Annotated in this window: 16 protein-coding genes; 9 read left to right on the forward strand and 7 right to left on the reverse strand. The window is 58.9% G+C overall.

All coding sequences use genetic code 11. The features are described 5' to 3' along the window. Positions 1 to 44 precede the first annotated feature (44 nt). The 7 genes from E4P00_RS13600 to E4P00_RS13630 all read right to left on the reverse strand — a co-directional run bounded on the left by E4P00_RS13600 (position 45) and on the right by E4P00_RS13630 (position 10,360). A complete protein-coding gene (locus E4P00_RS13600; protein WP_248131743.1) occupies positions 45 to 2,060 on the reverse strand; it encodes a hypothetical protein in 2,016 nt (671 codons plus the stop codon). Between the two features lie 129 nt (positions 2,061 to 2,189). Continuing rightward, entirely contained in the window at positions 2,190 to 2,642 is a 453-nt protein-coding gene (gene moaE / locus E4P00_RS13605; RefSeq protein ID WP_078820332.1) for a molybdopterin synthase catalytic subunit MoaE, read from the reverse strand. 2 nt (positions 2,643 to 2,644) lie between these two features. After that, positions 2,645 to 2,887 carry a molybdopterin converting factor subunit 1 gene (gene moaD, locus E4P00_RS13610; protein WP_032877676.1) on the reverse strand — a complete coding sequence of 81 codons (243 nt, stop codon included), beginning with the start codon at positions 2,885 to 2,887 and terminating at the stop codon, positions 2,645 to 2,647. Further along, positions 2,884 to 3,357 carry a cyclic pyranopterin monophosphate synthase MoaC gene (moaC, locus tag E4P00_RS13615; RefSeq protein WP_078820331.1) on the reverse strand — a complete coding sequence of 158 codons (474 nt, stop codon included), beginning with the start codon at positions 3,355 to 3,357 and terminating at the stop codon, positions 2,884 to 2,886. The genes moaD and moaC overlap by 4 nt, the downstream gene beginning before the upstream one ends. 124 nt (positions 3,358 to 3,481) lie before the next feature. Continuing rightward, positions 3,482 to 7,210 (reverse strand): autotransporter serine protease, encoded by a 3,729-nt coding sequence (locus tag E4P00_RS13620; protein ID WP_248131746.1) that lies wholly within the window; start codon positions 7,208 to 7,210, stop codon positions 3,482 to 3,484. 290 nt (positions 7,211 to 7,500) lie between these two features. Beyond that, positions 7,501 to 8,895: a PhoH family protein gene (locus E4P00_RS13625; protein WP_032877681.1), complete on the reverse strand. Its 1,395-nt coding sequence runs from the start codon at positions 8,893 to 8,895 to the stop codon at positions 7,501 to 7,503. A 340-nt stretch (positions 8,896 to 9,235) separates the two neighbouring features. Beyond that, the gene (locus E4P00_RS13630) at positions 9,236 to 10,360 is read right to left on the reverse strand and encodes a polysaccharide deacetylase family protein (RefSeq protein ID WP_078820329.1); all 1,125 of its coding nucleotides are present in this window, start codon (positions 10,358 to 10,360) and stop codon (positions 9,236 to 9,238) included. A gap of 120 nt (positions 10,361 to 10,480) precedes the next feature. Here E4P00_RS13630 and yaaA point away from each other — a divergent pair, with 120 nt between their 5' ends. The 9 genes from yaaA (at position 10,481) to E4P00_RS13675 (ending at position 23,383) form a co-directional block, all read left to right on the forward strand. Then, positions 10,481 to 11,260, forward strand: a complete 780-nt coding sequence (gene yaaA / locus E4P00_RS13635) for a peroxide stress protein YaaA (protein WP_248131748.1) — start codon at positions 10,481 to 10,483, stop codon at positions 11,258 to 11,260. Positions 11,261 to 12,137: 877 nt separating this feature from the next. Beyond that, entirely contained in the window at positions 12,138 to 13,454 is a 1,317-nt protein-coding gene (locus E4P00_RS13640; protein ID WP_248131750.1) for a nucleotide sugar dehydrogenase, read from the forward strand. Positions 13,455 to 13,535: 81 nt separating this feature from the next. Further along, positions 13,536 to 15,017, forward strand: a complete 1,482-nt coding sequence (gene alg8 / locus E4P00_RS13645) for a mannuronan synthase (protein ID WP_164699511.1) — start codon at positions 13,536 to 13,538, stop codon at positions 15,015 to 15,017. A 37-nt stretch (positions 15,018 to 15,054) separates the two neighbouring features. Continuing rightward, a complete protein-coding gene (locus E4P00_RS13650; RefSeq protein ID WP_005785015.1) occupies positions 15,055 to 16,221 on the forward strand; it encodes an alginate biosynthesis protein Alg44 in 1,167 nt (388 codons plus the stop codon). Positions 16,222 to 16,304: 83 nt separating this feature from the next. Beyond that, complete coding sequence (algK, locus tag E4P00_RS13655; protein ID WP_248091233.1) at positions 16,305 to 17,753, forward strand: alginate biosynthesis TPR repeat lipoprotein AlgK; 1,449 nt, start codon at positions 16,305 to 16,307, stop codon at positions 17,751 to 17,753. Further along, a complete protein-coding gene (locus E4P00_RS13660) occupies positions 17,750 to 19,237 on the forward strand; it encodes an alginate export family protein (protein WP_032877688.1) in 1,488 nt (495 codons plus the stop codon). The genes algK and E4P00_RS13660 overlap by 4 nt, the downstream gene beginning before the upstream one ends. Continuing rightward, positions 19,237 to 20,805 carry a mannuronan 5-epimerase AlgG gene (gene algG / locus E4P00_RS13665; RefSeq protein WP_078820327.1) on the forward strand — a complete coding sequence of 523 codons (1,569 nt, stop codon included), beginning with the start codon at positions 19,237 to 19,239 and terminating at the stop codon, positions 20,803 to 20,805. The genes E4P00_RS13660 and algG overlap by 1 nt, the downstream gene beginning before the upstream one ends. Positions 20,806 to 20,816: 11 nt before the next feature. Beyond that, positions 20,817 to 22,265 carry an alginate O-acetyltransferase gene (locus E4P00_RS13670; protein ID WP_032881093.1) on the forward strand — a complete coding sequence of 483 codons (1,449 nt, stop codon included), beginning with the start codon at positions 20,817 to 20,819 and terminating at the stop codon, positions 22,263 to 22,265. Between the two features lie 8 nt (positions 22,266 to 22,273). Beyond that, positions 22,274 to 23,383: a mannuronate-specific alginate lyase gene (locus E4P00_RS13675; RefSeq protein ID WP_005785006.1), complete on the forward strand. Its 1,110-nt coding sequence runs from the start codon at positions 22,274 to 22,276 to the stop codon at positions 23,381 to 23,383. The last annotated feature ends 128 nt before the right edge of the window (positions 23,384 to 23,511 follow it).

Here is a 23,511-nt window from a genome sequence, read left to right on the forward strand (position 1 = left end):
TAACGTAGAATCCAGAATGAGAGAAACCAAAAACCCACAACACTCTAAACATCCGTCAAACCAAGCTTATCTCCGTCACATAACTGCTCAATTCTAAAAACATGTTCGCATCCGTAATTATCCCACAAGCGCCAAACACTATTATTATCTCTGCTACCGGTTATATTATATTCCCCACAAAAACGAACAGCTCGCATTATTGTCGATCGCCGATTGAACCTGACAGAGCCGCCGGATGGATTGGGATGTCCGCTAAAAACATCCCCTATCAAAACTGAAGCATTAACAGTATCTTTATTAATCACCACTCCGCCCTTTGTAAATGAACTTTGCTTGTTTCTTGTAAAATAGGAGGTGCGAAAATTCCATCCTTCAGCAGGAATTGACGCAGGGGAGTCAAGACCTCTATTTACAAGAAATCGCAAACCCGCCGGGGGTGTCCAATAATAAACATCGACATCACACAGATTATCACTATAAGCATCATTATCGACATACTCGACAAGCTGGCTCGTTGACAACGCATAGGGTAGTGTTGCGCGAATCGTTACATACGAGTCAAATGCAACATCACCCTCACTGTAGTTAGTCGTGTAAGTCACACCACTTATCTCGATAGACGCCATGAATCTGCGCTCGTCGATGGGCACACTCGGATCCACACGTAAATAGCGATCTACGATCTCGACTTGTCGCTGAGCGTGCCCGGCCACGGCCTCTGGTTTTTGATCCGGCCTTACCTCATCGATACGTGTACGCCAGAGACCCGTATCGTAAATGTTTTTCTCCCTATCACAGCTCCAACCTTCTGGAAGCGGCTCATTGACATTTGGCGAGTAGAGCGTAACGGTCAAGCCATTACGCTCCGCTTCCGAAAGCCTGACAGGCAGCCAATACCCATCGGTTTGTCGCTGTTCAATAGCAACCTCAACAACCACCTTGCATTGATGACGACTATTGGCATACAGCTCATCGGTAAAAGTCCCGCCACCGGGCAACATGATTTTAAAATGAGTGACCCTCAGCGTCCGAACGATCTCACCGGTCAATTTAAAAAATGGAACGCCAGGCAGGTTCATTGAATCTATCTGTTTCACTAAAAACTTTTGCTCATTGCCATAGTTATCCAATACCCGCCAAAAACTCTTGGTGTCGCGACTCGCAGGCACCAGCGCAGACTTCAACCTGATCGCACGCAGCACAGTCGGTCTTTTGTTAAACGGTATCAAGGGGTTGGGCGATGGCGCAGGAAGCCCTGCATCAATCTCATGCAGATGAAGTGTCGAGTCCAACTCGTCCTTATTTATAAATGTTCCCACCCTACTCGAAGAAGTGTTATCAAGAGGTGAATGCCACGATAAAACGCTCTGAAAATCCTTACCCTCCCCAGGCAAACTCAGCGGACTATCAAAGCCCATGTTTTTTACCACCCACAAGCCGCCTGGAGGTGTCCAGTAGTAAACATCCACCGACGTGCGATAAGGCGGTGCACTGGCGTAGGCAAGATAATCTACATAGAGATCCATATCGTCTGCATCCCAGCTCATGGGACGGACCGGGCTAAGGGTGACAAAAGACTCAAGAGCAGCTTCATCTCTGAAGCTGTAAGTTGTGTAAATACAACTTTCAATCGTCACACACGCCATAAATACTGCTGGCCCGATGGGTGCGCCCGGGTCGCAACGCAAGTAGCGCTTGATAGGAGCTTCTGAGGAACGCTCAACACACTCTACCAAGTCGTTGATCGGTTCCTGCTGCTGTGATTTGTCCCGCCAAAGTCCAAGAGTGAATTGATTTTTTTCTACATCGCAGCTCCACCCGGGAGCGAGCGTTTGATTGCCATGTTCTGACCATTCAACAAGGGTGACACTGGCGCGCTCCTCATCAGTTAAGCGCACACGGACCCACTCGTCGCCAGCGCCACTGACTTCTTTAATAACGTCAATGAGGACTTCACACTGATGGCGTCCGTTGGCATAGAGCCCATTCGCCGCCTCCGTATTGGCAGGACGACTGATGCTGAACCTCGACAAACGGCACTTGCTTGGTTGCGCGACCATGTCCCACCCCTTCATTAAGTTAGCCCTGATACCATCAGAACCTGCAGAGGGGGGGCGAAACAACTGTCAGATCTGACAGTTCGATAGATCCATTTTTAATATCGCTATCGGTTAGCAGCCCTGTATAAGCTATGGCTTCCAGCGATCCGCCGCCGCATGATCACTGTGCCGCCCTTCCACCCAACGCGGGCCGTCCGGGGTATTTTCCTTCTTCCAAAACGGCGCCCGCGTCTTCAGGTAATCCATCACAAACGCACACGCATCAAAGGCCGCCTGCCGATGCGCACTGGCCGCAGCGACAAACACAATCGGCTCTCCCGGCTCCAGCGTGCCGATGCGATGCAGCACCTCCAACTTGAGCAACGGCCAACGCTGCTCGGCTTCCAAGACGATCTTGGTCAGGGCTTTTTCGGTCATGCCGGGGTAGTGTTCAAGAAACATCCCCGACACCTCGCGCCCGTCATTGAAGTCACGCACATAACCGACAAAACTCACCACCGCGCCTACGCCCACATTGGCCGCGTGCATGGCGTTGACTTCGGCGCCAGGATCAAAGGCTTCGACCTGCACACGAATGGCCATGCTCAGCCTCCGGTTACGGGTGGGAAAAACGCGACTTCGTCACCCGCTTGCACCGGTTCATCAAGGCCGCACAGTTCTTCATTGCGTGCGCACATCAGGCTGCTCTCGTTGAGCACTGCAAACTCCGGGTCAGCGGCCAGCGCCAGGCGCACAGCATCGACGGTGGCGAAATCGCCCTCCATCTCCAGAGAGTCAAAGCCTACCGCTTCGGCGTAACGGGCAAAAAACAGCACGTTGATACTCATACAGGGTCCACCTTGAAATGCCCGCTTTTACCGCCAAGCTTTTCCAGCAGGCGAATGCTTTCGATGGTCATGCCACGGTCCACGGCCTTGCACATGTCGTAGATCGTCAGTGCCGCGACGCTGGCGGCAGTCAATGCCTCCATCTCCACGCCGGTCTGGCCTGAGAGTTTGCAGCGCGCCAGGATATGCACGGCATCCACGCCATCGGCGCGCAGTTCGACCTTGACCCCGGTGAGCATCAGCGGGTGGCACAGGGGGATCAAGTCACTGGTTTTTTTCGCCGCCTGGATCCCGGCAATGCGGGCCACGGCAAATACGTCGCCCTTGGGGTGGGCGCCGTCGACAATCATTGTCAGGGTTTCGGGCAACATGCGCACCCGCGCTTCGGCCACGGCCTCACGGAACGTCACGGCTTTGTCGGTGACGTCGACCATATGGGCGCGACCTTGGGAATCGAGATGAGTCAGCACAGCGATACTCCTGATCAGGAGCAACGATTGTAAACCTGTGGGTCAAATTTGCGCAGGGCTGTTTATTCCATAGATGACTGTGGCGCGGGAGCAAGCTCCCTCGCCACAGGGCACCAGTGCAGGGTTAGAAACGGAAGGTAAACCCGGCGTTGATCCCGTTGTTGTTACCGCGGTTGGACAGCAAGCCGCTGTAGTTCAGCGACACCAGGGTGTCTTTGGTCAAGGCCATTTCCGCACTGGCCTTGATCACCGCGCCATCCCGGGCGACGGGCACGCTATTAACAGCAAAAGCAGTGTCGCTGCCGGCAAACTTCAGCGAGGCTTCGCGATCGGTATCACCGAACTGATGCTCCCAACCCAGCTCACCGCGCAACGTCACTGCCGAGGTGGAGCTGAGCGGCAACTGCGTATGCGCACGCAGGCCCACCGTAGATAGCGTCGCGTCCTGGCTTTGCTTGCTGGCGTGCAAAGCAGCGGCGCCGCCTTTTTCCTTGAACGAGTCGCTCTGGTAGTTCAGGTACGTGAGGTTGGCGAAGGGTTCGAATTGGTTCCATTGGGTGTAGCCGATCTCGGCAAACACTTGGTCGGTGCGCGCATTGTAATCGGCCTTGGCATAGTCCGACTGGTTGGCGTAAGCAACCCGCCGCGAAGTATCCAGACGGTGCCAGGTGGTAGCGCCGCCCAGGCGTAAGGCAATCGCCTCGAAGCGCTTACCGCCATACACCGACAGGTGATAGTTGTCGCTGTCCGCCGAAGCCGACTGGCCATTCAGGTGGCTCTGGGTATAACCGGTCGCCGCCCCCACGCGCCAGCCGTCGCTGACCTCGGTATCCAGCCCCAGCAACACCCCACTGGTGGACGAGGAATAGCCACTGGCGTTGTTGTCACCGCTGACGTTATTGCGCCCACCGAGCAGCTGCACCCAGCCGCCGTTGTCACGGCTATCGATCTGCGCGCTGGAATCCAGTGCCTGGGCCTGTTGCAAACGAGCATTGACCGCTTCTCGAAGGTATCGACTGTCGGCCATTTGCGCCGCTGCAACATCAGAATGCAGCTGCCCCGACAATCGCTTGAATGCATCCCGAGCCTGGGCAGCGGAATCGGAAGCCAACAGGCTTTCGTAAACCGAACTGCCGGCGCCCAGCTTCTCGGCCGCCGTCGCCACAGCCCGTTCGTTGCGGGTTTGCGCGACGCTGGCGAAGGTGGTCTGGTTGCGCGCTATCGCAAGGGTCAGTTGGTTCGGTTGGTAAGCGAGTTGCGTGCCGATGAACAGGTAGTTGGGCGCGAACGCCGCAAACTGGCCATTGATACCCTGGCTGGCGCTGAGGATGTTGAACTGCTGGCCCAACAAGCTACGCGCCTCAGTGGCGGACAGCAGGTTTGGGCTGTTCTCTAAAGACACGGTCACCACACCGCCATTGAGGGTTGCAACACCGCTGCTCTGGATTTGGTCGCTGCGGCCACTGGTACCGACTTCGACGGCATACACCGAGCCAGGATTGAAGGCCACGTCGCCAGTACGCAGTGTGCCAATCGAATGCCCTGGTGCCACGCGCCCGCCATTGTTGACGGTTAAGGCGCCCACCGTGCCGGTGCCGGCCAGGGTGCCGCCCACTGTGGTCATTACGCCATTGTCCACATTACGCGTGCCCACGGCACTACCATCCACCGTCACGGCAGAGGTCAACGCACCGTCCACCGACAATTTGCCACCGCGAACCCAGGTGCTGCCTGAATAGGTGTTCTGGCCTTCCAACACCAACTCGCCGTCACCGGACTTGACCAAGCTACCGACGTAAGTGGTGCCGGTGAGCAGGTCCTGGCCACGGGTGAGCGTCGCCTGCTCCCGTGCATGACCTATCTCGTATTCGAACTGATCATCGGCGGAGGCATTGGCGGGCAGGCCATTGAGCCAGCCTTTTTGCTGCTTGGTAGCCGCCCAGGTGGCCTGCTCGGCTGTATCCTCTACGCGGCGGGCGCGAATGGCTTCATCGGAAATCGGGTTGGCCCAGATATCGCGGGTACCAGTAGGCAAGGCCACCGCCACGGCACCCAGGAACTGCCCCGGCCCTTGCATCGCTTTTTGCAGATTGGGCAAGCCCCATCCGCTGACCACACCCGGCACTTGCGGCGTTCCCGGCGCTGCATCATGCACCGGTTGCAGGTAGTCGTAGGTGCGCCCGCCCCTCAGCTCGCCCACGGGCGTGTCCGCACCGTCCGGCGCCTGCAGGCTGGAGGTGGTGAGCAACACATCCCGCGCCTGGCTGGCGGTCATGTAGGGAAAGCGCTGGATCACCAAGGCCAAGGCTCCGGAAACGCTCGGCGCCGCCGCGGAGGTACCATTGGCATTCGGGATGATTTCGCCCTCAGGCCCGGCAGACGGGATGCCCGATACGCCCATTACACACCACCACTTCGAGGTGCCGCAGCGGTTGTAGACCTGGGCGCTGGTCTCGTCATAGCCGGTGATCGCGAGGAACTTGCCTTCGATATCCGGCTTGAAAAATGGCAGGTTGGCGTTGGTGTCCGGGTTGGCACCGTGGCTGTCGTTGCCCGCCGAGATGATCTGGATAAAGGTGTTCTGGCGGGCCGCGTCGGCCATGGCGTCCATCCAGGTTTTGTGCCCGGCGTGGGCCTTGTCCCAGAACGGGCGATAGGCCGCGGTCATGTCACGCAGGTTTTGCGCAGCGCTGTCGCCGACATTGCCAAAGTGGTTCTCCACGTCATCGCGCGAGCTTTGCCCCCAGCTCTGGTTGACGATCGAGACGTTCTTGGCCGCCAGGGCGTTGTAGCTGGCCATGAACGCGTTGTAGTCGAGGTCGTTGGAGCCTTGGTAGCGGTCGTTGTCGCTGCCGCCGGTGTTGGCGACAAAGATATTCGCATCGAAGGCGATGCCGTGCATGCCGGTGCCGTTGCGATTGGCGCCGAGCACACCGGACATTTCCGTACCGTGGCCATCGTTGAACGCCGGGTCGTATTCCCCGGAAATACTGAAATGTTCACCCTGCTTGAACTCGCCGCTGGGCACTTCAAGACGGTAACGCGGATGGGTGGCGTAGTACTCGCCAGTGGATGTCACCGCCTGTACCCGGTCCTGGCCCAGGGCATTCTTGCCCTGGAATTCGAAGTGCCTGGTAAGGATGCCCGAGTCGAGCACGCCGACATTCACACCCTTGCCGGTGATGCCCAGGGCATAGGCGTAGTACGCGTTGGTGCGGTCCAGGCCAGAGTTGACCTGGGCCTCCGGGGTTTTCCAGGTTTGCGCGTTGGCGCTCCAGTCACGGGTTGCGCCGGCCCAGGATTGCCCGGCGTTCAGTTGCCCACTGAGGTTGCTGCTCATGCCCGGCTCTACGTAGGTATAGGGCTTGGCGGCCGGCAGGTTGGCGATGATCGCCTTGGAGAACTCCAGAATATTGGTGGTGAAACGGCTGTTGTTGCTGAACAGTCGACCGCGGTAGTGATCCAGGAGCGAGGCGTAGTCCAGCGGCCGCCGGGTATCGCCGAGCATGGCGCCGATAGTGAGGTTTTCGGGTTGCAGTTCGTAGTTTTGCTTGAGGGCCGAATCGAACTTGCCAGACTGAGCAGCGAAATCCTTGGCCGCCAGGTCGACGATATCCGCGTAGCGAAACAACAGGTTCTTGTACACGCTGCTGTTGGGGCCGAATGACGCAACCGCTTTGCGGAACGCCGACTCCAGTACCTGAGGCGTGTAAGGATTGTCGTCGGCCCAGGCCATGGAACCCTGGCCCAGCCAAAGGGCCAGGCCGAGTGCGATGGGTGTCAGGGGTATCGGCTTGAAACGAGTGGCGTGTTTGCGTTGCGACAAAGTGAAGCCATTACCTGCTACGTCCATTTTCCATTCTCTTTGTATGTGTGCGTCATCAATGAGCGATGTCTCGGGCTTTTGTAATAGGCAGGGTCACGGTGAAAACCCTAAGGCAGGTCTTCTAAACATTCGTCGAATCAAGGAGGTGGTATTCCGACGGGTCACGCAGCTTTCTTATTTTTTACCACGTAAAAAATGTAACAATATAACAACAAAAACCACAAGCCCCCCGGGCGCGTTATCGCAGGCAAATGTCGCACACAACAAAAACCCCGGATTTCGTGAAAAACCCGGGGTGGTTTGTGGCATTTGGGTGGTTACAGGTGGGACTCGGCGTATTCAGCCAGGATCGAACGAGGCACCCCTTGCAGCGCAATATGCACGCCGTTCGGGAAGTCCTTAAAGCGTTCCGTCAGGTAGGTCAGCCCGGAGCTGGTCGCGGACAGGTAAGGGGTATCGATCTGTGCCAGGTTACCCAGGCACACCACTTTGGAACCGGCGCCGGCACGGGTGATGATGGTTTTCATCTGGTGCGGGGTTAAGTTCTGGCACTCATCGATCAGAATCAGGCTTTGCTGGAAGCTGCGGCCCCGGATGTAGTTGAGGGATTTGAACTGCAACGGCACTTTGCTGAGGATGTAGTCGACGCTGCCATGGGTGTTTTCGTCATCCATGTGCAAGGCTTCGAGGTTGTCGGTAATCGCCCCCAGCCACGGCTCCATTTTTTCCGCCTCGGTACCGGGCAGGAAACCGATTTCCTGATCCAGGCCCTGCACGCTGCGCGTGGCGATGATGCGGCGGTAGCGCTTGGTCACCATGGTCTGTTCGATGGCAGCGGCCAGGGCGAGGATGGTTTTGCCCGAGCCTGCGGCGCCGGTCAGGTTGACCAGGTGGATGTCCGGGTCGAGCAGCGCGTACAGCGCCAGGCTCTGGTAGATATCACGCGGTTTCAGGCCCCAGGCTTCCTGGTGCAACAGGGGTTCCTGATGCAGGTCGAGAATCAGCAGCTTGTCGACCTGGATCTCTTTGATCCAGCCCACGAAGCCTTGTTCATCGACGATGAATTCATTGATATGCACGGCCGGCAGGTTGTCGATCAGCTGTACCTGGTGCCAGGTGCGGCCATGGTCCTGACGGGTCTCGACCTTGCTGACACGGTCCCAGAACGAACCGGTCATCATGTGATAACCCCGCGACAGCATCGACACGTCGTCGACTAGCTGGTCGGTGCTGTAGTCCTCGGCAGCGATCCCACACGCTCGTGCCTTGAGGCGCATATTGATGTCTTTGGTCACCAGCACTACGCGCAGGTCCTTGTCGCGAGCGTGCAGGTCGATCAATTGGTTGATGATTTTGTTGTCGTTCAGGTTTTCCGGCAGCAGGCTGTTGGGCTCGCTGCGCTTGCTCATCAGGATCGACAGCAAGCCCTTGGGCCCGCTTTTGCCACGCTGGATCGGCACACCGACCTCAACGTCCTCGGGCGAGGCTTCGCCCAGGGTCTTGTCGATCAGACGGATGGCCTGGCGGCATTCGGCGGCGACGCTGTGGTGGCCGCTTTTGAGTTTGTCGAGCTCCTCAAGCACGATCATCGGGATGGCGACGTGGTGTTCTTCAAAGTTAAGCAATGCGTTTGGATCGTGGATCAATACGTTGGTATCAAGCACGTAAAGGATTGGCTGGTCGGAAGAAGGGGTACGTCCATGATCATCCATACTCGGTCACCTTTGTGGGAGCCAGTCGACGCAATACCTGGGCGGTGCTGCGCCTCGATTCGACCACCGACCACACCTGAGTGACGTCAAGTGCAGTGCCCACATGAGGAGTCTTGGAAGACGCCACCTGTGTTGCAGGGTTCGGCGGTCTGACTTCGTAATACCGCAAAACCCATGACAGGAAAAAGCACTTTGACGCTTTTTTGAAGTTTATTTTTCAGGATGACGAATAGCACTAGCCGAGTGCCAGCCACCCCGTTAAAGTCGGAAGTCCGCCTGCATCGAAATGTCGCAGCAAATCACCCCAGAAATGCCTCATCCCCAACGGGGCCGGGGATTTTCAGCGAAATGCCTCGCGACACTCCTGCCAACCCAAACCACTCTGCGCCGTTGCCTGCAACACTATCGGTATTGCCACCCGCGCCTTGTCCTGGGTGTCGTGAAACGCAATTACGCCTTTGCGCCACAGCAGCATCAGCGTCAGCACCCGCTGCGCCGATTCCTCGGCCTTGAGTTTGCCCGGATCGTCCTGGGAGTCGATGTCCCACAACGCCACCTGCAAACCCTGCTGCTGGAAGAACCCCTGGCTGTCCGCACGACGCTGCCCATAAGGCGGTCGGAACAGCGGCACATAGTTTTCCGGCATCAGGTTCTGTACCAGCGCGGCACTGCGGGTGATGGAGCTTTGCCAGTCGACCCAATGGCTATGGGAACGGTATTGCCAACCCTGGATACCTACGCACTGCCCTTGGTACAGCGCCTGCACATCCGCGACAGAACTGCGCTCCACACGGCTTTGCAAACTGCTGCCGAGGGCGAAGAACGTGGCGTTCATCTTCTGCTTGCGCAGGTAGTCGGTGAGCCAGTCGGTATTACCGCCCACCAACGCCGGGCCGCCGTCGAAGGTCAGCAGGAACATGCGATCGTTGAGCTCGTCGCCATTGCGCTCATGGTCGCCGAAACGCGCCACTTCGCTGCTGATCTGCGGGAACAGCGCAGCCTTGCGCAGCAGCTCATCCAGATAGCGCTCATGAAAGTGCCGGCTGGGTGCGGCCCAGCCTATATAGAACGAGTTGTCACTGACCTCGAACTTGCCGGCCTGCTCGCGCAGGTCGTCCATGTTTTCCACCAGGTAGCAGAACGAAGCATCTTCCTCGCAGCTTTGCTGGGCGAAGCTGTAGTTCTCCAACAGCCGTTGCCAGAGCTGGCGGCGCAGGTCGTCGATGGCCGCCAGGTTGATGATCTTCAGCCCCAGGCGTTGCTTGAGCGCGCTTTCGTCCAAGGCTTCGCTGGCAAGCAGGCCGTGGGCAAACATCAGGATTTCTGCCCGCGAAGCCACATCGAACAGCGCCGGGCTGCTGAGTTTTTCCGGCCAGGTGCTACGGTCTAGGCTGGCGACATCCACCGGCGCCGCTTGGGCGGTGACGCACAGCAGGCAAGCCGACAATAAAAGCGCTAATCGCACACGGGGTCTTCCTTTCCAGAGTTACCGCCCATCATAGCGGATCGCATCTATCGCCATCATAGGTGGAGTCCAAACGCCCCAACCCCTAGAATCTCGCCCACGATTCCAGGAGCCAACTTCATGCTGATGGTGATTTCCCCCGCCAAAACCCTCGATTTCGAGTCCAAGCCGGTCACTGCGCGCTTTACCCAACCGCAATACCTGGACCATTCCCAGGAGCTTATAGAACAGCTGCGCGAACTGAGTCCGGCGCAAATCAGCGAGTTGATGCACGTCTCCGACAAGATCGGTGGCCTCAACGCCGCCCGCTTCGGCAGTTGGACGCCCGCCTTCACCCCGGCCAATGCCAAGCAGGCGCTGCTGGCTTTCAAGGGCGATGTGTACACCGGTCTCAACGCAGAGACCTTCAGCGATGCCGATTTCAGCTATGCCCAGGACCACCTGCGTATGCTCTCAGGCCTGTACGGCCTGCTGCGCCCGCTGGACCTGATGATGCCGTATCGCCTGGAGATGGGCACCAAGCTGGCCAACGCCCGGGGCAAGGACCTTTACGCGTTCTGGGGCACCCGCATCAGCGAATGGTTGAATGAGGCCCTGGCCGCACAGGGCGACGATGTGCTGCTCAACCTGGCGTCCAATGAGTACTTCTCGGCGGTCAAGCGCACGGCCCTGAACGCGCGGATCATCAACACCGAGTTCAAGGACCTGAAGAACGGCCAGTACAAGATCATCAGCTTCTACGCGAAAAAGGCCCGGGGCATGATGAGCCGCTTTGTGATTGAAGAACGCATCAACGATCCGGCCAAGCTCAAGCAGTTCGATGTGCAGGGCTATCGCTTCAATGCGGAGCAGTCCAAGCCGGATAACCTGGTGTTTTTGCGCAATCACGCACCGGAGTAAGGCCTGTACAGCCACCAAAATCAAATGTGGGAGCTGGCTTGCCTGCGATAGCGTAGGGTCAGCCGGCTCATATGTTTCTGATAGACAGCTATCGCAGGCAAGCCAGCTCCCACATTTTTTGCCTGCATTTCACCTCAAGAATCGTCATTTATTTGGCGCCAGAAAAACATCCAGACACAACCCTAACGATTTATTCACTCGACACTCGTCGGTTTTTTTCGTAGTGGCACCACTTTTTTTAATCAGTAGTGGCACAAAACTATCTACGCGTACCAACTCCCCATAACTACTGGCCTAAATAGCAAGTGCTATCACTATAGTGCCAGTGCCATCTTTTCTAATATTTCAAGAAATTTCCGGAAACAGGATGAGCGGCCAGGAACTTCGTCCTGATGCACCGCTCATACCACCGGTAACGAAATTCTCTGCTTACGTAAGAGATGACTTACATAACGACCAACGGAAGTAGCCAAGTTGTCATAAAACACTTTGGCTCTATGGTCATAACATCAACTGATCGAGTTAAGGGTGGCGATAAGTACGCATTGCTATCCCCCGCAGGCCAAGGCAGCGCTGACCTAAATGAGCCCGTGCACACACACAAGGCATTGATAAAAAGGCATTTTGCCTTCATCAAAACCTTGCCGCACCGGCGCCGGAGCCTTCCTCCAAGGAAGCACGGCTGCATTTCAGGGCAAGCCCCAATAATAAGGCCTCGTTGCGCACAACTTGAGTGCAATAGTTAGTCACTCGTTATTCAACATGCCTGCACGCGGTAAGTCGGCGTCTATTCGCCTAACTTTCGCGGCATCAGTGACGCTTGCAAACATGAACTCCGGCCATTTAATGGCATGAATTAAACAAAGAGGTAATTGCGATGCGCATCAGCATATTTGGTTTGGGTTACGTTGGCGCCGTGTGTGCCGGTTGCCTGTCTGCCCGTGGCCACGAAGTGGTCGGCGTAGACATCTCCAAGGAAAAGATCGACCTGATCAATGCGGGTAAATCGCCGATTGTCGAGCCGGGTCTGGGCGAGCTGTTGAGCCAGGGTATCCAGACCGGCCGACTGCGTGGCACTACCAACTTCGCCGAGGCGATTCGCGATACCGACCTGTCGATGATTTGCGTCGGCACGCCCAGCAAGAAGAACGGCGACCTGGAACTGAACTACATCGAGTCGGTATGCCGCGAGATCGGTTTTGTCCTGCGTGACAAGACCACCCGCCACACCATCGTGGTGCGCAGCACCGTCCTCCCGGGCACTGTCGCCAACGTAGTGATTCCAATCCTCGAAGACTGCTCCGGCAAGAAAGCCGGCGTCGACTTCGGCGTTGCGGTCAACCCGGAATTCCTGCGTGAGTCCACCGCCATTGCCGACTACGACCTGCCACCGATGACCGTCATCGGCGAGTTCGATAAAGCTTCCGGCGATGTCCTGCAATCGCTGTACGAAGAACTCGACGCGCCGATCATCCGCAAGGACATCGCCGTCGCCGAAATGATCAAGTACACCTGCAACGTGTGGCACGCCACCAAGGTCACCTTCGCCAACGAGATCGGCAACATCGCCAAGGCCGTCGGCGTCGATGGTCGTGAAGTGATGGAAGTGGTCTGCCAGGACAAGACCCTCAACCTGTCCCAGTACTATATGCGTCCAGGCTTCGCCTTCGGCGGTTCGTGCCTGCCAAAAGACGTGCGTGCCCTGACCTACCGCGCCGGTTCCCTGGACGTGGAAGCACCACTGCTCAACTCGCTGATGCGCAGCAACGAGTCCCAGGTACAGAACGCCTTCGACATCGTTTCCGGCCACGACAAGCGCAAAGTCGCCCTGCTGGGCCTGAGCTTCAAGGCCGGTACCGATGACCTGCGTGAAAGCCCATTGGTAGAACTGGCGGAAATGCTGATCGGCAAGGGCTACGACCTGAGCATCTACGACAGCAACGTCGAGTACGCCCGTGTGCACGGCGCGAACAAGGACTACATCGAAGGCAAGATCCCGCACGTATCGTCCCTGCTCAACTCGGATTTCGATGATGTGATCAACAACTCCGACGTGATCATTCTCGGTAACCGTGACGAGAAGTTCCGTGCCCTGGCGCATAACGCTCCGGAAGGCAAGCAAGTGGTCGACCTGGTGGGCTTCATGTCCAAGGCCACCAGCGTGAGTGGCCGTACTGAAGGTATTTGCTGGTAACAGCAACGGCAAGTTTCAGGCTGCCAGTGGCTTACCCCAGCACTTGCAGCCTGAAGCCTCCTCCCCTTCCGGATGACGCTTATGTCCAAGTTAAAACATGTATTTCTGCAATCGGCCGGCTGGCTGTTATTCCTCAGCCTGTTGATGGGTCTCGCCCTGCTGTTGCCGGCGAGTACTTTCGATTCGCAATCGAAGAATTTTATTTTCCTGATTGGCGCCGTGGGTATCTGGCGCTACTCGATGGGTGCGACGCATTTCTTTCGCGGCATGCTGTTTCTCTACGTGGTGTACCCGCACCTGCGCCGCAAAGTGCGCAAGCTGGGCAAGGCCGCCGACCCGTCCCACGTGTTCCTGATGGTCACCAGTTTTCGTATCGATGCGCTGACCACCGCCCAGGTCTACAGCTCGGTGATTCGCGAAGCCATCGAATGCGGCTTCCCCACCACCGTGGTCTGCTCGCTGGTGGAAATGTCCGATGAGCTGCTGGTGAAAAGCCTCTGGGAAAAGATGAACCCGCCGGCTCACGTCAAGCTCGACTTCGTGCGCATCGCCGGTACCGGCAAGCGTGACGGTTTGGCCTTCGGTTTTCGCGCCATCTCGCGCCACCTGCCGGATGACCGTGCCGTGGTAGCTGTGATCGATGGCGACACCGTGCTCGCCGAAGGCGTGGTCCGCAAGACCGTCCCCTGGTTCCAGCTGTTCGGCAATGTCGGTGGCCTGACCACCAACGAATTCTGCGAAGTGCGCGGCGGCTACATCATGAGCGAGTGGCACAAGCTGCGCTTCGCCCAGCGCCACATCAACATGTGCTCCATGGCTCTGTCCAAGCGCGTGCTGACCATGACCGGGCGCATGTCGGTGTTCCGCGCCAGCGTAGTGACTGACCCGGGCTTTATCGCCGACGTGGAAAGCGACTCGCTGCAACACTGGCGCCTGGGGCGCTTCAAGTTCCTTACCGGCGATGACAAGTCCAGCTGGTTCAGCCTGATGCGCCTGGGCTACGACACCTTCTACGTACCGGACGCCGCGATCAACACCGTGGAACACCCGCCGGAAAAGAGCTTTATCAAAGCCAGCCGCAAACTGATGTTCCGCTGGTACGGCAACAACCTGCGCCAGAACTCCCGTGCCCTCGGGCTGGGCGTGCGTCGCCTCGGCCTGTTCACCAGCGTGGTGCTGTTCGACCAGCGCGTGTCGATGTGGACCTCCCTGCTCGGCCTGACCGTGGCGATGATCGCCACGTTCAAGTATGGCGGCGCGTTCATCCTCGCGTACCTGCTGTGGATCGGTATCACCCGCCTGATCCTGACCCTGTTGCTGTCGTGCTCGGGCCACAAGATCGGCCCGGCCTACCCGCTGATTCTCTATTACAACCAGATCATGGGCGCGTTGGTGAAGATCTACGTGTTCTTCCGCCTTGATCAACAGTCCTGGACCCGCCAGGACACCAAACTGACCCGCGATTTGGCCAGCTTTCAACGTTGGTTCAACACCTGGTCGTCTCGGACCATGACCTTCTCCGCCGGCAGCATCTTCGTTGCCGTGTTGCTGATGATGGTCTGACCCTGCCAAGCCTGAATTAACTAGGAAATCGAATACTATGAACAGCCAAGTAAACGCCAACGTTGTCCACGAATCCGAAGCCCAGCGCCAGCACGCCCGGGTCAAAATCCCGGCCAAGCTGCGCTTCTTCAACAGCGACCGCACGCCAACTGAAGCACGCGTGATCGACCTGTCCGCCGGTGGCCTGGCCTTTACCGCCACCCAGCCGCTCACCGTCGGCCAAGTGCACAAGGGCCGCCTGCAGTTCGTGATCGACAACCTCGGCCTGGCCATGGACGTGGAGCTGCAAATCCGCTCCTACGACCGCCAGACCGGCCGCACCGGCTGCCAGTTCCAGAACCTCGATGCCCAGGATATTTCCACCCTGCGCCACCTGATCACCTCGCACTTGTCCGGCGACATTGTGACCATGGGCGACGTGCTGGCGACGCTGCAACGCGACAACTTCACCAAGGCGCGCAAGGTCAAGGACGGCGGCAGTGGCATGACCGCGTTCGGTCGCCTGCGTGCAGTGACGTTCAGCCTGGCGATTTTCCTGGTTGGCCTGGCCGCCTTCGGTTTTGTCTTCAAATCGCTGTACGGCATGTACTTCGTCAGCCACGCCCAGGCCGGCCTTGTGAGCGTACCGGGCATGAACGTGACCATGCCGCGTGACGGCACCGTGCAGAGCCTGCTCAAAGGTGACTCGGTAGCGGCCAAGGGCGCGCCACTGGCGACGTTCAGCACCAGTATGCTCGACGTGCTCAAGGGCCACCTGGACGAAGACCAACTGCAACCGGCCAAGGTTGAAGAGCTGTTCGGCAAGCAAATGACCGGCACCCTCACCTCGCCATGCGATTGCGTGGTCGCCCAGCAACTGGTCGCCGACGGCCAGTACGCCAGCAAGGGCGATGTGATCTTCCAACTGGTGCCGCGTGGCAGCCAGGCTAACGTCGAAGCCCGCTTCACCTACCGCCAGTTTGGCGATGTGCGTCCAGGTACGCCGGTGAGCTTCCAGGTCGCCGACGAAGAACAGGTTCGCACCGGCACCATCGTCAGCAGCACCAGCCTGAACAGCGCCGACCTGTCCTCTGACATCCGTGTGCAGATCAAGCCCGACGCACCGCTGGACAGCACCTATGCCGGTCGCCCGGTGGAAGTCACCAGTGACCGTGGCCCATCGCTGAACTGGCTGATCGACAAAGCCATGGCTCACGGTCTGTAAGCGAGGACATGCCTGTGAACCCTATTCCAACAACACCGCTGACCTCTGTGGGAGCCGGGCTTGCCCGCGATGCAGGCGACTCGGTGCATCAGTTGCGCCGCAGCGATGCCATCGCAGGCAAGCCAGCTCCCACACAGAGCAGATTTCACTTGGCCTCTGCGTACTGCGCGCTGGCACTGGCCGTGAGCCTGGCCGGTTGCGCCGGCCTGCCCGACCAACGCCTGGCCAATGAAGCCCTCAAGCGCGGCGACACCGTCACCGCGCAGCAGAATTACCAGCAACTGGCAGACCTGGGCTACAGCGAGGCCCAGGTGGGCCTGGCCGATATCCAGGTAGGCACCCGCGATCCGGCGCAAATCAAGCAGGCCGAAGCCACTTACCGTGCAGCGGCAGACACCTCGCCGCGTGCCCAGGCACGCCTGGGTCGCCTGCTGGCGGCCAAGCCTGGCGCCACTGAGGCCGAGCACCATGAAGCCGAAAGCCTGCTGAAAAAAGCCTTCGCCAATGGCGAAGGCAACACCCTGATCCCGCTGGCGATGCTGTACCTGCAATACCCGCACAGCTTCCCCAACGTGAATGCCCAGCAGCAGATCAGCAAATGGCAAGCGGCCGGTTACCCGGAAGCCGGCCTGGCCCAGGTGCTGCTGTATCGCACCCAAGACACTTACGACCAGCACCTGGATGATATCGAGCGCATCTGCAAGGCCGCGTTGAACACCACCGATATCTGCTATGTCGAGCTGGCCACGGTCTACCAGAAAAAAGCCCAGCCGGAACAACAGGCCGAACTGCTCAAGCAAATGGAAGCCGGCTACAGCCGTGGCACAGTCACCGCCCAGCGCGTCGACAGCGTCGCCCGCGTACTCGGTGATGCCAGCCTCGGCACGCCGGACGAAAAAACCGCTCAGGCATTGCTTGAAAAAATCGCCCCCGGCTACCCGGCGTCCTGGGTCAGCCTGGCGCAGCTGCTCTACGACTTCCCCGAACTGGGCGATGTCGAGCAGATGATGAAGTACCTGGACAACGGCCGCGCCGCCGACCAGCCGCGCGCCGAATTGCTGCTGGGCAAGCTCTACTACGAAGGCAAGTGGGTGCCGGCCGACGCCAAGGCCGCCGAGGCGCATTTCGAAAAAGCCGTGGGCCGTGAAGTGGCCGCCGATTACTACCTCGGCCAGATCTACCGCCGTGGCTACCTGGGCAAGGTCTACCCGCAAAAGGCCCTGGACCACTTGCTGACCGCTGCGCGCAACGGCCAGAACAGCGCCGACTTTGCCATTGCCCAACTGTTTTCCCAAGGCAAGGGCACCAAGCCCGACCCATTGAACGCCTATGTCTTCAGCCAGTTGGCCAAGGCCCAGGACACGCCAGAGGCCAATGACCTGGCCACCCAGCTCGAAGCGCCGTTGACCCCTGAGCAACGCGCCGAGGGCCAACGCCTGGTGCAACAGGAACTGGCCGCCCGCGGCACCCTGGCCCAAAGCACGCTGCAACTGCACGCCCTGCAAGAAGAAGACGGCGAGGAATCCCTATGAAGCTCAACCCATTCGTCAAGGCCGGTATCGGCCTGTCCTTCGCCCTGCTGTGGTCGTGCCCGACCCTGGCCGCGCTGACCGAAGCCAAGAACTTCGGCCTGGAAGTCAAAGCCACCGCGCAGTCCGAAGACGACCGCGACCTGGGCACCCAGAAAGGCGGCGACGTCAACGGTATCGGCCTTGACCTGCGCCCCTGGATCTACGGCGAAAGCGGCGCGTGGAGCGCCTATGCCATGGGCCAGGCGGTCGTGTCCAGCGACATCATCGAGACCGACACCCTGCAACAGTCGGCCGATGACACCACCGAACAATCGAGCAACGACGACCGCAAGGCCAAGAAAAACTACCTGGCCCTGCGCGAGTTCTGGGTCGGCTACAGCGGCTTCACGCCCTACCCCGGCGAGATCCTCAAGTTCGGTCGCCAGCGCCTGCGCAATGACGACGGCCAATGGCGCGACACCAACATCGAAGCGCTGAACTGGACCTTCGATACCACCTTGCTCAAGGCCAATGTCGGCGCCGCCGAACGTTTCAGCGAATACCGCACCGACCTCAAGGAACTCTCGCCGGTCGACAAAGACCGCCAGCACTTCTACGCCGACGCCGCCTACCAGTGGACGCCGGGCCAGTGGATCGGCCTGCGCGGCCACCACACTCATGACGACGGCAAGCTCGATTACGCCGAACCGGGTGTGGCCAGTGACCCGTTGGACAAGCGCGAAAACGGCGACCTGACCTGGCTCGGCATCGAAGCCAACAGCGATGCTTATAACTGGCGCAATACCAACACCGTCAACTACTGGGCCAGCATCACCGGTATGCGCGGGGACCGCGACAAGGTCAACGCCTTGAACGCCGACGGCACGCGCCCCACCAGCGCCAAGCGCAGCGATGACCTCAGCGGCTGGGCCACCGACATCGGTGTGCGCCTGCGCCTTGACCCGCAGTGGCAAGTGGGTGCGGCCTATTCCCGTGCCAGCGCCGAATACGAACAGAACGGCCTGCAAAGCAACCGTTCGAACTGGACCGGCACCCAGTCGCGCGTACACCGCTTCGGTGAAGCGTTTCGCGGCGAGATGAACAACATGCAGTCCATGAGCCTGTTCGGTTCCTGGCAGCTGCGCGAGGACTACGACGCCAGCCTGGTGTACCACAAGTTCTGGCGCGTGGACGGCAACAAGCCGGTGGGCAGCAACGGTATCGATGCGGTGCAGAACAACACCGATGACGTCACCGGCGCGATCCTCTCCAGCACCTCCCTGCCGCTGGAAGATGGCAAGAAGGACCTCGGCCAGGAGATGGACCTGGTGGTCACCAAGTACTTCAAGAAAGGCTTGCTGCCCGCCGCGCTGAGCCAGTCGATCGACGAGCCATCGGCCCTGGTGCGCTTGCGTGCCGGCGTGTTCAAGCCGGGCGACGCCTATGGCAGCCAGGTCGACTCCTACATGCACCGCGCGTTTGTCGACGTGGTCTGGAAATTCTGATGGGAGCCTGCGCCATGAATGCTCAAAGCCTACTCGTCGCGGCAATGCTGATGGCCAGCGCCACAGCGTTTGCCGATACGGCGGCCAAGGCGCCGATCATCGCCAAGGAACTGCAACAGGCCAAGACCTACACCATTTCCAGCCCGCCCACCGCGCCGCTGGAAATGGCCAAGCCGGCGCTGCCCGATCTGTCGGGCTACACCGCCGCGGCCATGGAAAAGAAGATCATCAAGACCAAGGCGGGCAAGATCAGCATCCGCCGCATGATGCAGGAAGACGCGCTCAAGGACTTTATCGGTGGCGATAACAAGATGGCCGAGTGGGTGGTGCGCCAGCATGGCATTCCTCAGGCAATCTTTGTCGACGACGGCTACATGAACCTCAAGGACCTGCTGGGCAAGGTGCCAAAGCAGTACTTCAGCGAGACTTCGCCAGGAGTGTTCCTGGCCAAGTTGCCGATTGTGGTGGGCCGCAAAGGCATCCTCGATATCGACAAGAACACCCAGGAATTGCGCCTGTCCCAGCAAGCCGGCTCGTTTTTGATCAACGACGGCCAGTTGTTCGTACGTGACACCAAGGTCACCGGCTGGGATGAAAAAACCAACGGCCCTGCCCTGTTCAAGTCGCCCAAGGAATTCCGCCCGTTCCTGCTGGCCTGGGGCGGCACTGAGACCTATATCTCCAAGACCAAGATGGCCAGCTTCGGCTACGCCAATAGTAAGTCCTACGGGGTGAGTATTTCCCAGTACACGCCGAACATGGCCAAGGTGCTCAAGCGTCCTGAGCCGACCGGTTGGATCATCGACTCCGAGTTCTCGGACATGTGGTACGGCTTCTACTGCTACGAGACCACGGGCTTTGTGATCAAGGGCAATACCTACAAAGACAACATCGTCTACGGCATTGACCCCCATGACCGTTCCCACGGCCTGATCATCGCCGACAACACCGTATACGGCACCAAGAAGAAGCACGGCATCATCATTTCCCGGGAAGTGAACGACAGCTTCATCTTCAATAACCGCAGCTACGACAACAAGCTCTCGGGCCTGGTGATCGACCGTAACAGCGTCAACAACCTGATCGCCGACAACGAGATCTACCGCAACCACACCGACGGCATCACCCTCTATGAGAGCGGAGACAACCTGCTGTGGGGCAACAAGGTGATCAGCAACCGTCGCCACGGTATCCGCGTGCGTAACAGCGTGAACATCAAGCTCTACGAAAATACCTCGATGGCCAACGGGCTGACCGGCGTGTACGGCCACATCAAGGACTTGACCGACACCGACCGCGACATCGCCCTCGACCCATTCGATGCCAAGGTCTCGCTGATCGTGGTGGGTGGTGAACTGGCGGGTAACGGCAGCGGGCCGCTGTCCATCGATTCGCCGTTGAGTATCGAGTTGTATCGCGTGTCGATGCTGGCGCCGACCAAATCCAGCGGTATCAGCTTCAACGGCATTCTTGGCGAGCGCCAGGAAGAAATTCTCGACTTGCTGGTGCGCCAGCAGAAAGCCGTGCTGATCGACCCTGTCGAACGCCAGACCGAAATGCAGGACTGAGGATGACCCTTATGCACCCACACATGATCAAACTGTTGAGCCTCTCGGGTCTGACCCTCGGCCTGCTGGCGGCCAGCCAGGGCGTGCGCGCCGATGAAGTGAAAGCACCGACCTTCACTGCCGAGCCGTGCTGCAGCCTGTGCCCGGCCGCCCATGATGCGAAGAACTACACCACGCGTTACCAGCAGAACTTCACCACCCTGGTACAAGCCCAGGGCGACTGGCTGTTCCGTACCCAGGAAGACCTGCGCACCGAATTCGACACCACACCGGCCGGCTACAAACGCATGCAGCAGTTGCACGATGCGTTCAAGGCCAAGGGCGTGGAACTGGTGGTGGTCTACCAGCCGACCCGTGGCCTGGTGAACCGCAACAAGCTCAACCCTGAAGAAAAAGCCAAGTTCGACTTCGACAAGGCGCTGACCAACTACAAGACCATGCTTGGCCGTTTCGCCAAGATGGGCTACGTGGTGCCGGACCTGTCGCCGCTGACCAACGAGCAGTTGCCGGACGAGCTGCCGGCTCACGACTTCTACTTCCGCGGCGACCAGCACTGGACCCCCTACGGCGCCCAGCGCACGGCGAAGATCGTCGCCGCCAAGGTCAAGCAGATGCCGGAGTACGCCGAGATTCCCAAGCGCGAATTCGAGACCAAGCGCTCGGGCCGCATGGGCAAGACCGGCACCCTGCACAACATGGCCGGGCAACTGTGCGGCACCAGCTATGCGATCCAGTACATGGACCAGTTCACCACCGAGCCCAAGGGCGAAGCCGGTGACGGTGACCTGTTCAGTGATTCGGGCAACCCGCAGATCACCCTGGTGGGCACCAGCCACAGCGGCAAGAACTACAACTTCGCCGGTTTCCTCGAAGAAGAAATCGGTGCCGACATCCTCAACGTCGCCTTCCCCGGCGGTGGCCTGGAAGGCTCGATGTTGCAGTACCTGGGCAGCGACGAGTTCCAGAAGACCCCACCGAAGATCCTGATCTGGGAATTCTCGCCGCTGTACCGTCTCGACCAGGAAACCATCTACCGCCAGATGATGGCGCTGCTGGACAACGGTTGCGAAGGCAAGCCTGCACAGATGTCCGCCAGCACCACCCTCAAACCCGGCAAGAACGAACTGATGGTCAACAGCGCGAACAAAGACCTGCGCAACGCCAACCATCAGGTCGATATCCGCTTCGCCGATCCATCGGTAAAAACCTTGCAAGCCACCCTCTGGTACATGAACGGTCGCCACGAGGATATCAAGATCGAGAAACCCGAGACATCCGATACAGACGGGCGTTTCGCCTTTGAACTGCGCACCGATGAAGACTGGGCCTCGCAGAACTTGCTGGCCGTGGAAGTGCAGGGCCCGGAAAAGGGTGCTGCCGCGCAGAAAGTCGAAGCGAAAATTTGCACACGCAACGTATTCCCAAGCGGTGGTCAGCAGACCGCTTCAACTGGGCAATGAGGTTACTTATGCAGAAGCTATTGATTCCATCGTTACTGGGCCTGGCGATCTTCGCCGGGGCAGCCAACGCCGCCGCGCCGCTGCGCCCGCCCCAGGGCTATTTCGCACCGATCGAAGCGTTCAAGACCGGCGACTTCAAGGAAAACTGCGACACCATGCCGACGCCCTACACCGGGCCGTTGCAGTTTCGCAGCAAGTACGAAGGTTCGGACAAGGCGCGCTCCACGCTGAACGTGCAGTCGGAAAAAGCCTTCCGCGATAGCACCGCCGACATCACCAAGCTGGAAAAAGACACCAGCAAGCGCGTGATGCAGTTCATGCGCGACGGTCGCCCGCAGCAGCTCGAATGCACCCTGAACTGGCTGGTCTCGTGGGCCAAGGCCGACGCACTGATGTCCAAGGACTTCAACCACACCGGCAAGTCCATGCGCAAATGGGCACTGGGCAGCATGGCCTCGGCCTATGTGCGCCTGAAGTTCTCCGAGTCGCACCCGCTGGCCAACCACCAGCAGGAATCCCAGCAGATCGAAGCCTGGTTCAACAAGCTGGCCGATCAGGTGGTGAGCGACTGGGACAACCTGCCGCTGGAAAAAACCAACAACCACTCCTACTGGGCCGCCTGGTCGGTGATGGCAACCTCCATCGCCACCAACCGTCGCGACCTGTTCGATTGGGCCGTCAAGGAATACAAGGTCGGTGTGAACCAGGTCGATGACCAGGGCTTCCTGCCGAACGAATTGAAGCGTCAGCAACGCGCCTTGTCGTACCACAACTACGCCCTGCCGCCGCTGTCGATGATCGCCAGTTTTGCCCTGGTCAACGGTGTGGACCTGCGCCAGGAAAACAACAGCGCGCTCAAACGCCTGGGCGACAAGGTGCTGGCCGGGGTGAAAGATCCGGACATCTTCGAGCAGAAGAACGGTAAAGAGCAGGACATGAAGGACTTGAAGCAGGACATGAAATTCGCCTGGCTTGAACCCTTCTGCACCCTCTACACCTGCGCGCCGGATGTGATCGAACGCAAGCACGGGATGCAACCCTTCAAGACGTTCCGCCTGGGTGGCGACCTGACCAAGGTGTACGACCCGGCGCACGAAAAAGGCAACAAAGGCAGCTGATACATAGCTCCCGGTTGGACTCGGTCCAACTGTGGGAGCTGGCTTGCCTGCGATAGGGGTCTGACATTCAACATTGATGTCGACTGATACACCGCCATCGCAGGCAAGCCAGCTCCCACCGTTAACCC

The sequence above is a fragment of the Pseudomonas sp. B329 genome, from assembly GCF_023127835.1.
GTDB classification, from domain to species: Bacteria; Pseudomonadota; Gammaproteobacteria; order Pseudomonadales; family Pseudomonadaceae; genus Aquipseudomonas; species Aquipseudomonas synxantha_A.

What these genes read in the sequence shown, in the direction of transcription:
- E4P00_RS13600 (WP_248131743.1), bottom strand. Translation starts at nt 2,060, where the DNA reads ATGGTCGCGCAACCAAGCAAGTGCCGTTTGTCGAGGTTCAGCATCAGT.
- moaE (WP_078820332.1), bottom strand. Translation starts at nt 2,642, where the DNA reads ATGGCCATTCGTGTGCAGGTCGAAGCCTTTGATCCTGGCGCCGAAGTC.
- moaD (WP_032877676.1), bottom strand. Translation starts at nt 2,887, where the DNA reads ATGAGTATCAACGTGCTGTTTTTTGCCCGTTACGCCGAAGCGGTAGGC.
- E4P00_RS13620 (WP_248131746.1), bottom strand. Translation starts at nt 7,210, where the DNA reads ATGGACGTAGCAGGTAATGGCTTCACTTTGTCGCAACGCAAACACGCC.
- E4P00_RS13625 (WP_032877681.1), bottom strand. Translation starts at nt 8,895, where the DNA reads ATGGATGATCATGGACGTACCCCTTCTTCCGACCAGCCAATCCTTTAC.
- yaaA (WP_248131748.1), top strand. Translation starts at nt 10,481, where the DNA reads ATGCTGATGGTGATTTCCCCCGCCAAAACCCTCGATTTCGAGTCCAAG.
- E4P00_RS13640 (WP_248131750.1), top strand. Translation starts at nt 12,138, where the DNA reads ATGCGCATCAGCATATTTGGTTTGGGTTACGTTGGCGCCGTGTGTGCC.
- alg8 (WP_164699511.1), top strand. Translation starts at nt 13,536, where the DNA reads ATGTCCAAGTTAAAACATGTATTTCTGCAATCGGCCGGCTGGCTGTTA.
- E4P00_RS13650 (WP_005785015.1), top strand. Translation starts at nt 15,055, where the DNA reads ATGAACAGCCAAGTAAACGCCAACGTTGTCCACGAATCCGAAGCCCAG.
- E4P00_RS13660 (WP_032877688.1), top strand. Translation starts at nt 17,750, where the DNA reads ATGAAGCTCAACCCATTCGTCAAGGCCGGTATCGGCCTGTCCTTCGCC.
- algG (WP_078820327.1), top strand. Translation starts at nt 19,237, where the DNA reads ATGGGAGCCTGCGCCATGAATGCTCAAAGCCTACTCGTCGCGGCAATG.
- E4P00_RS13670 (WP_032881093.1), top strand. Translation starts at nt 20,817, where the DNA reads ATGCACCCACACATGATCAAACTGTTGAGCCTCTCGGGTCTGACCCTC.
- E4P00_RS13675 (WP_005785006.1), top strand. Translation starts at nt 22,274, where the DNA reads ATGCAGAAGCTATTGATTCCATCGTTACTGGGCCTGGCGATCTTCGCC.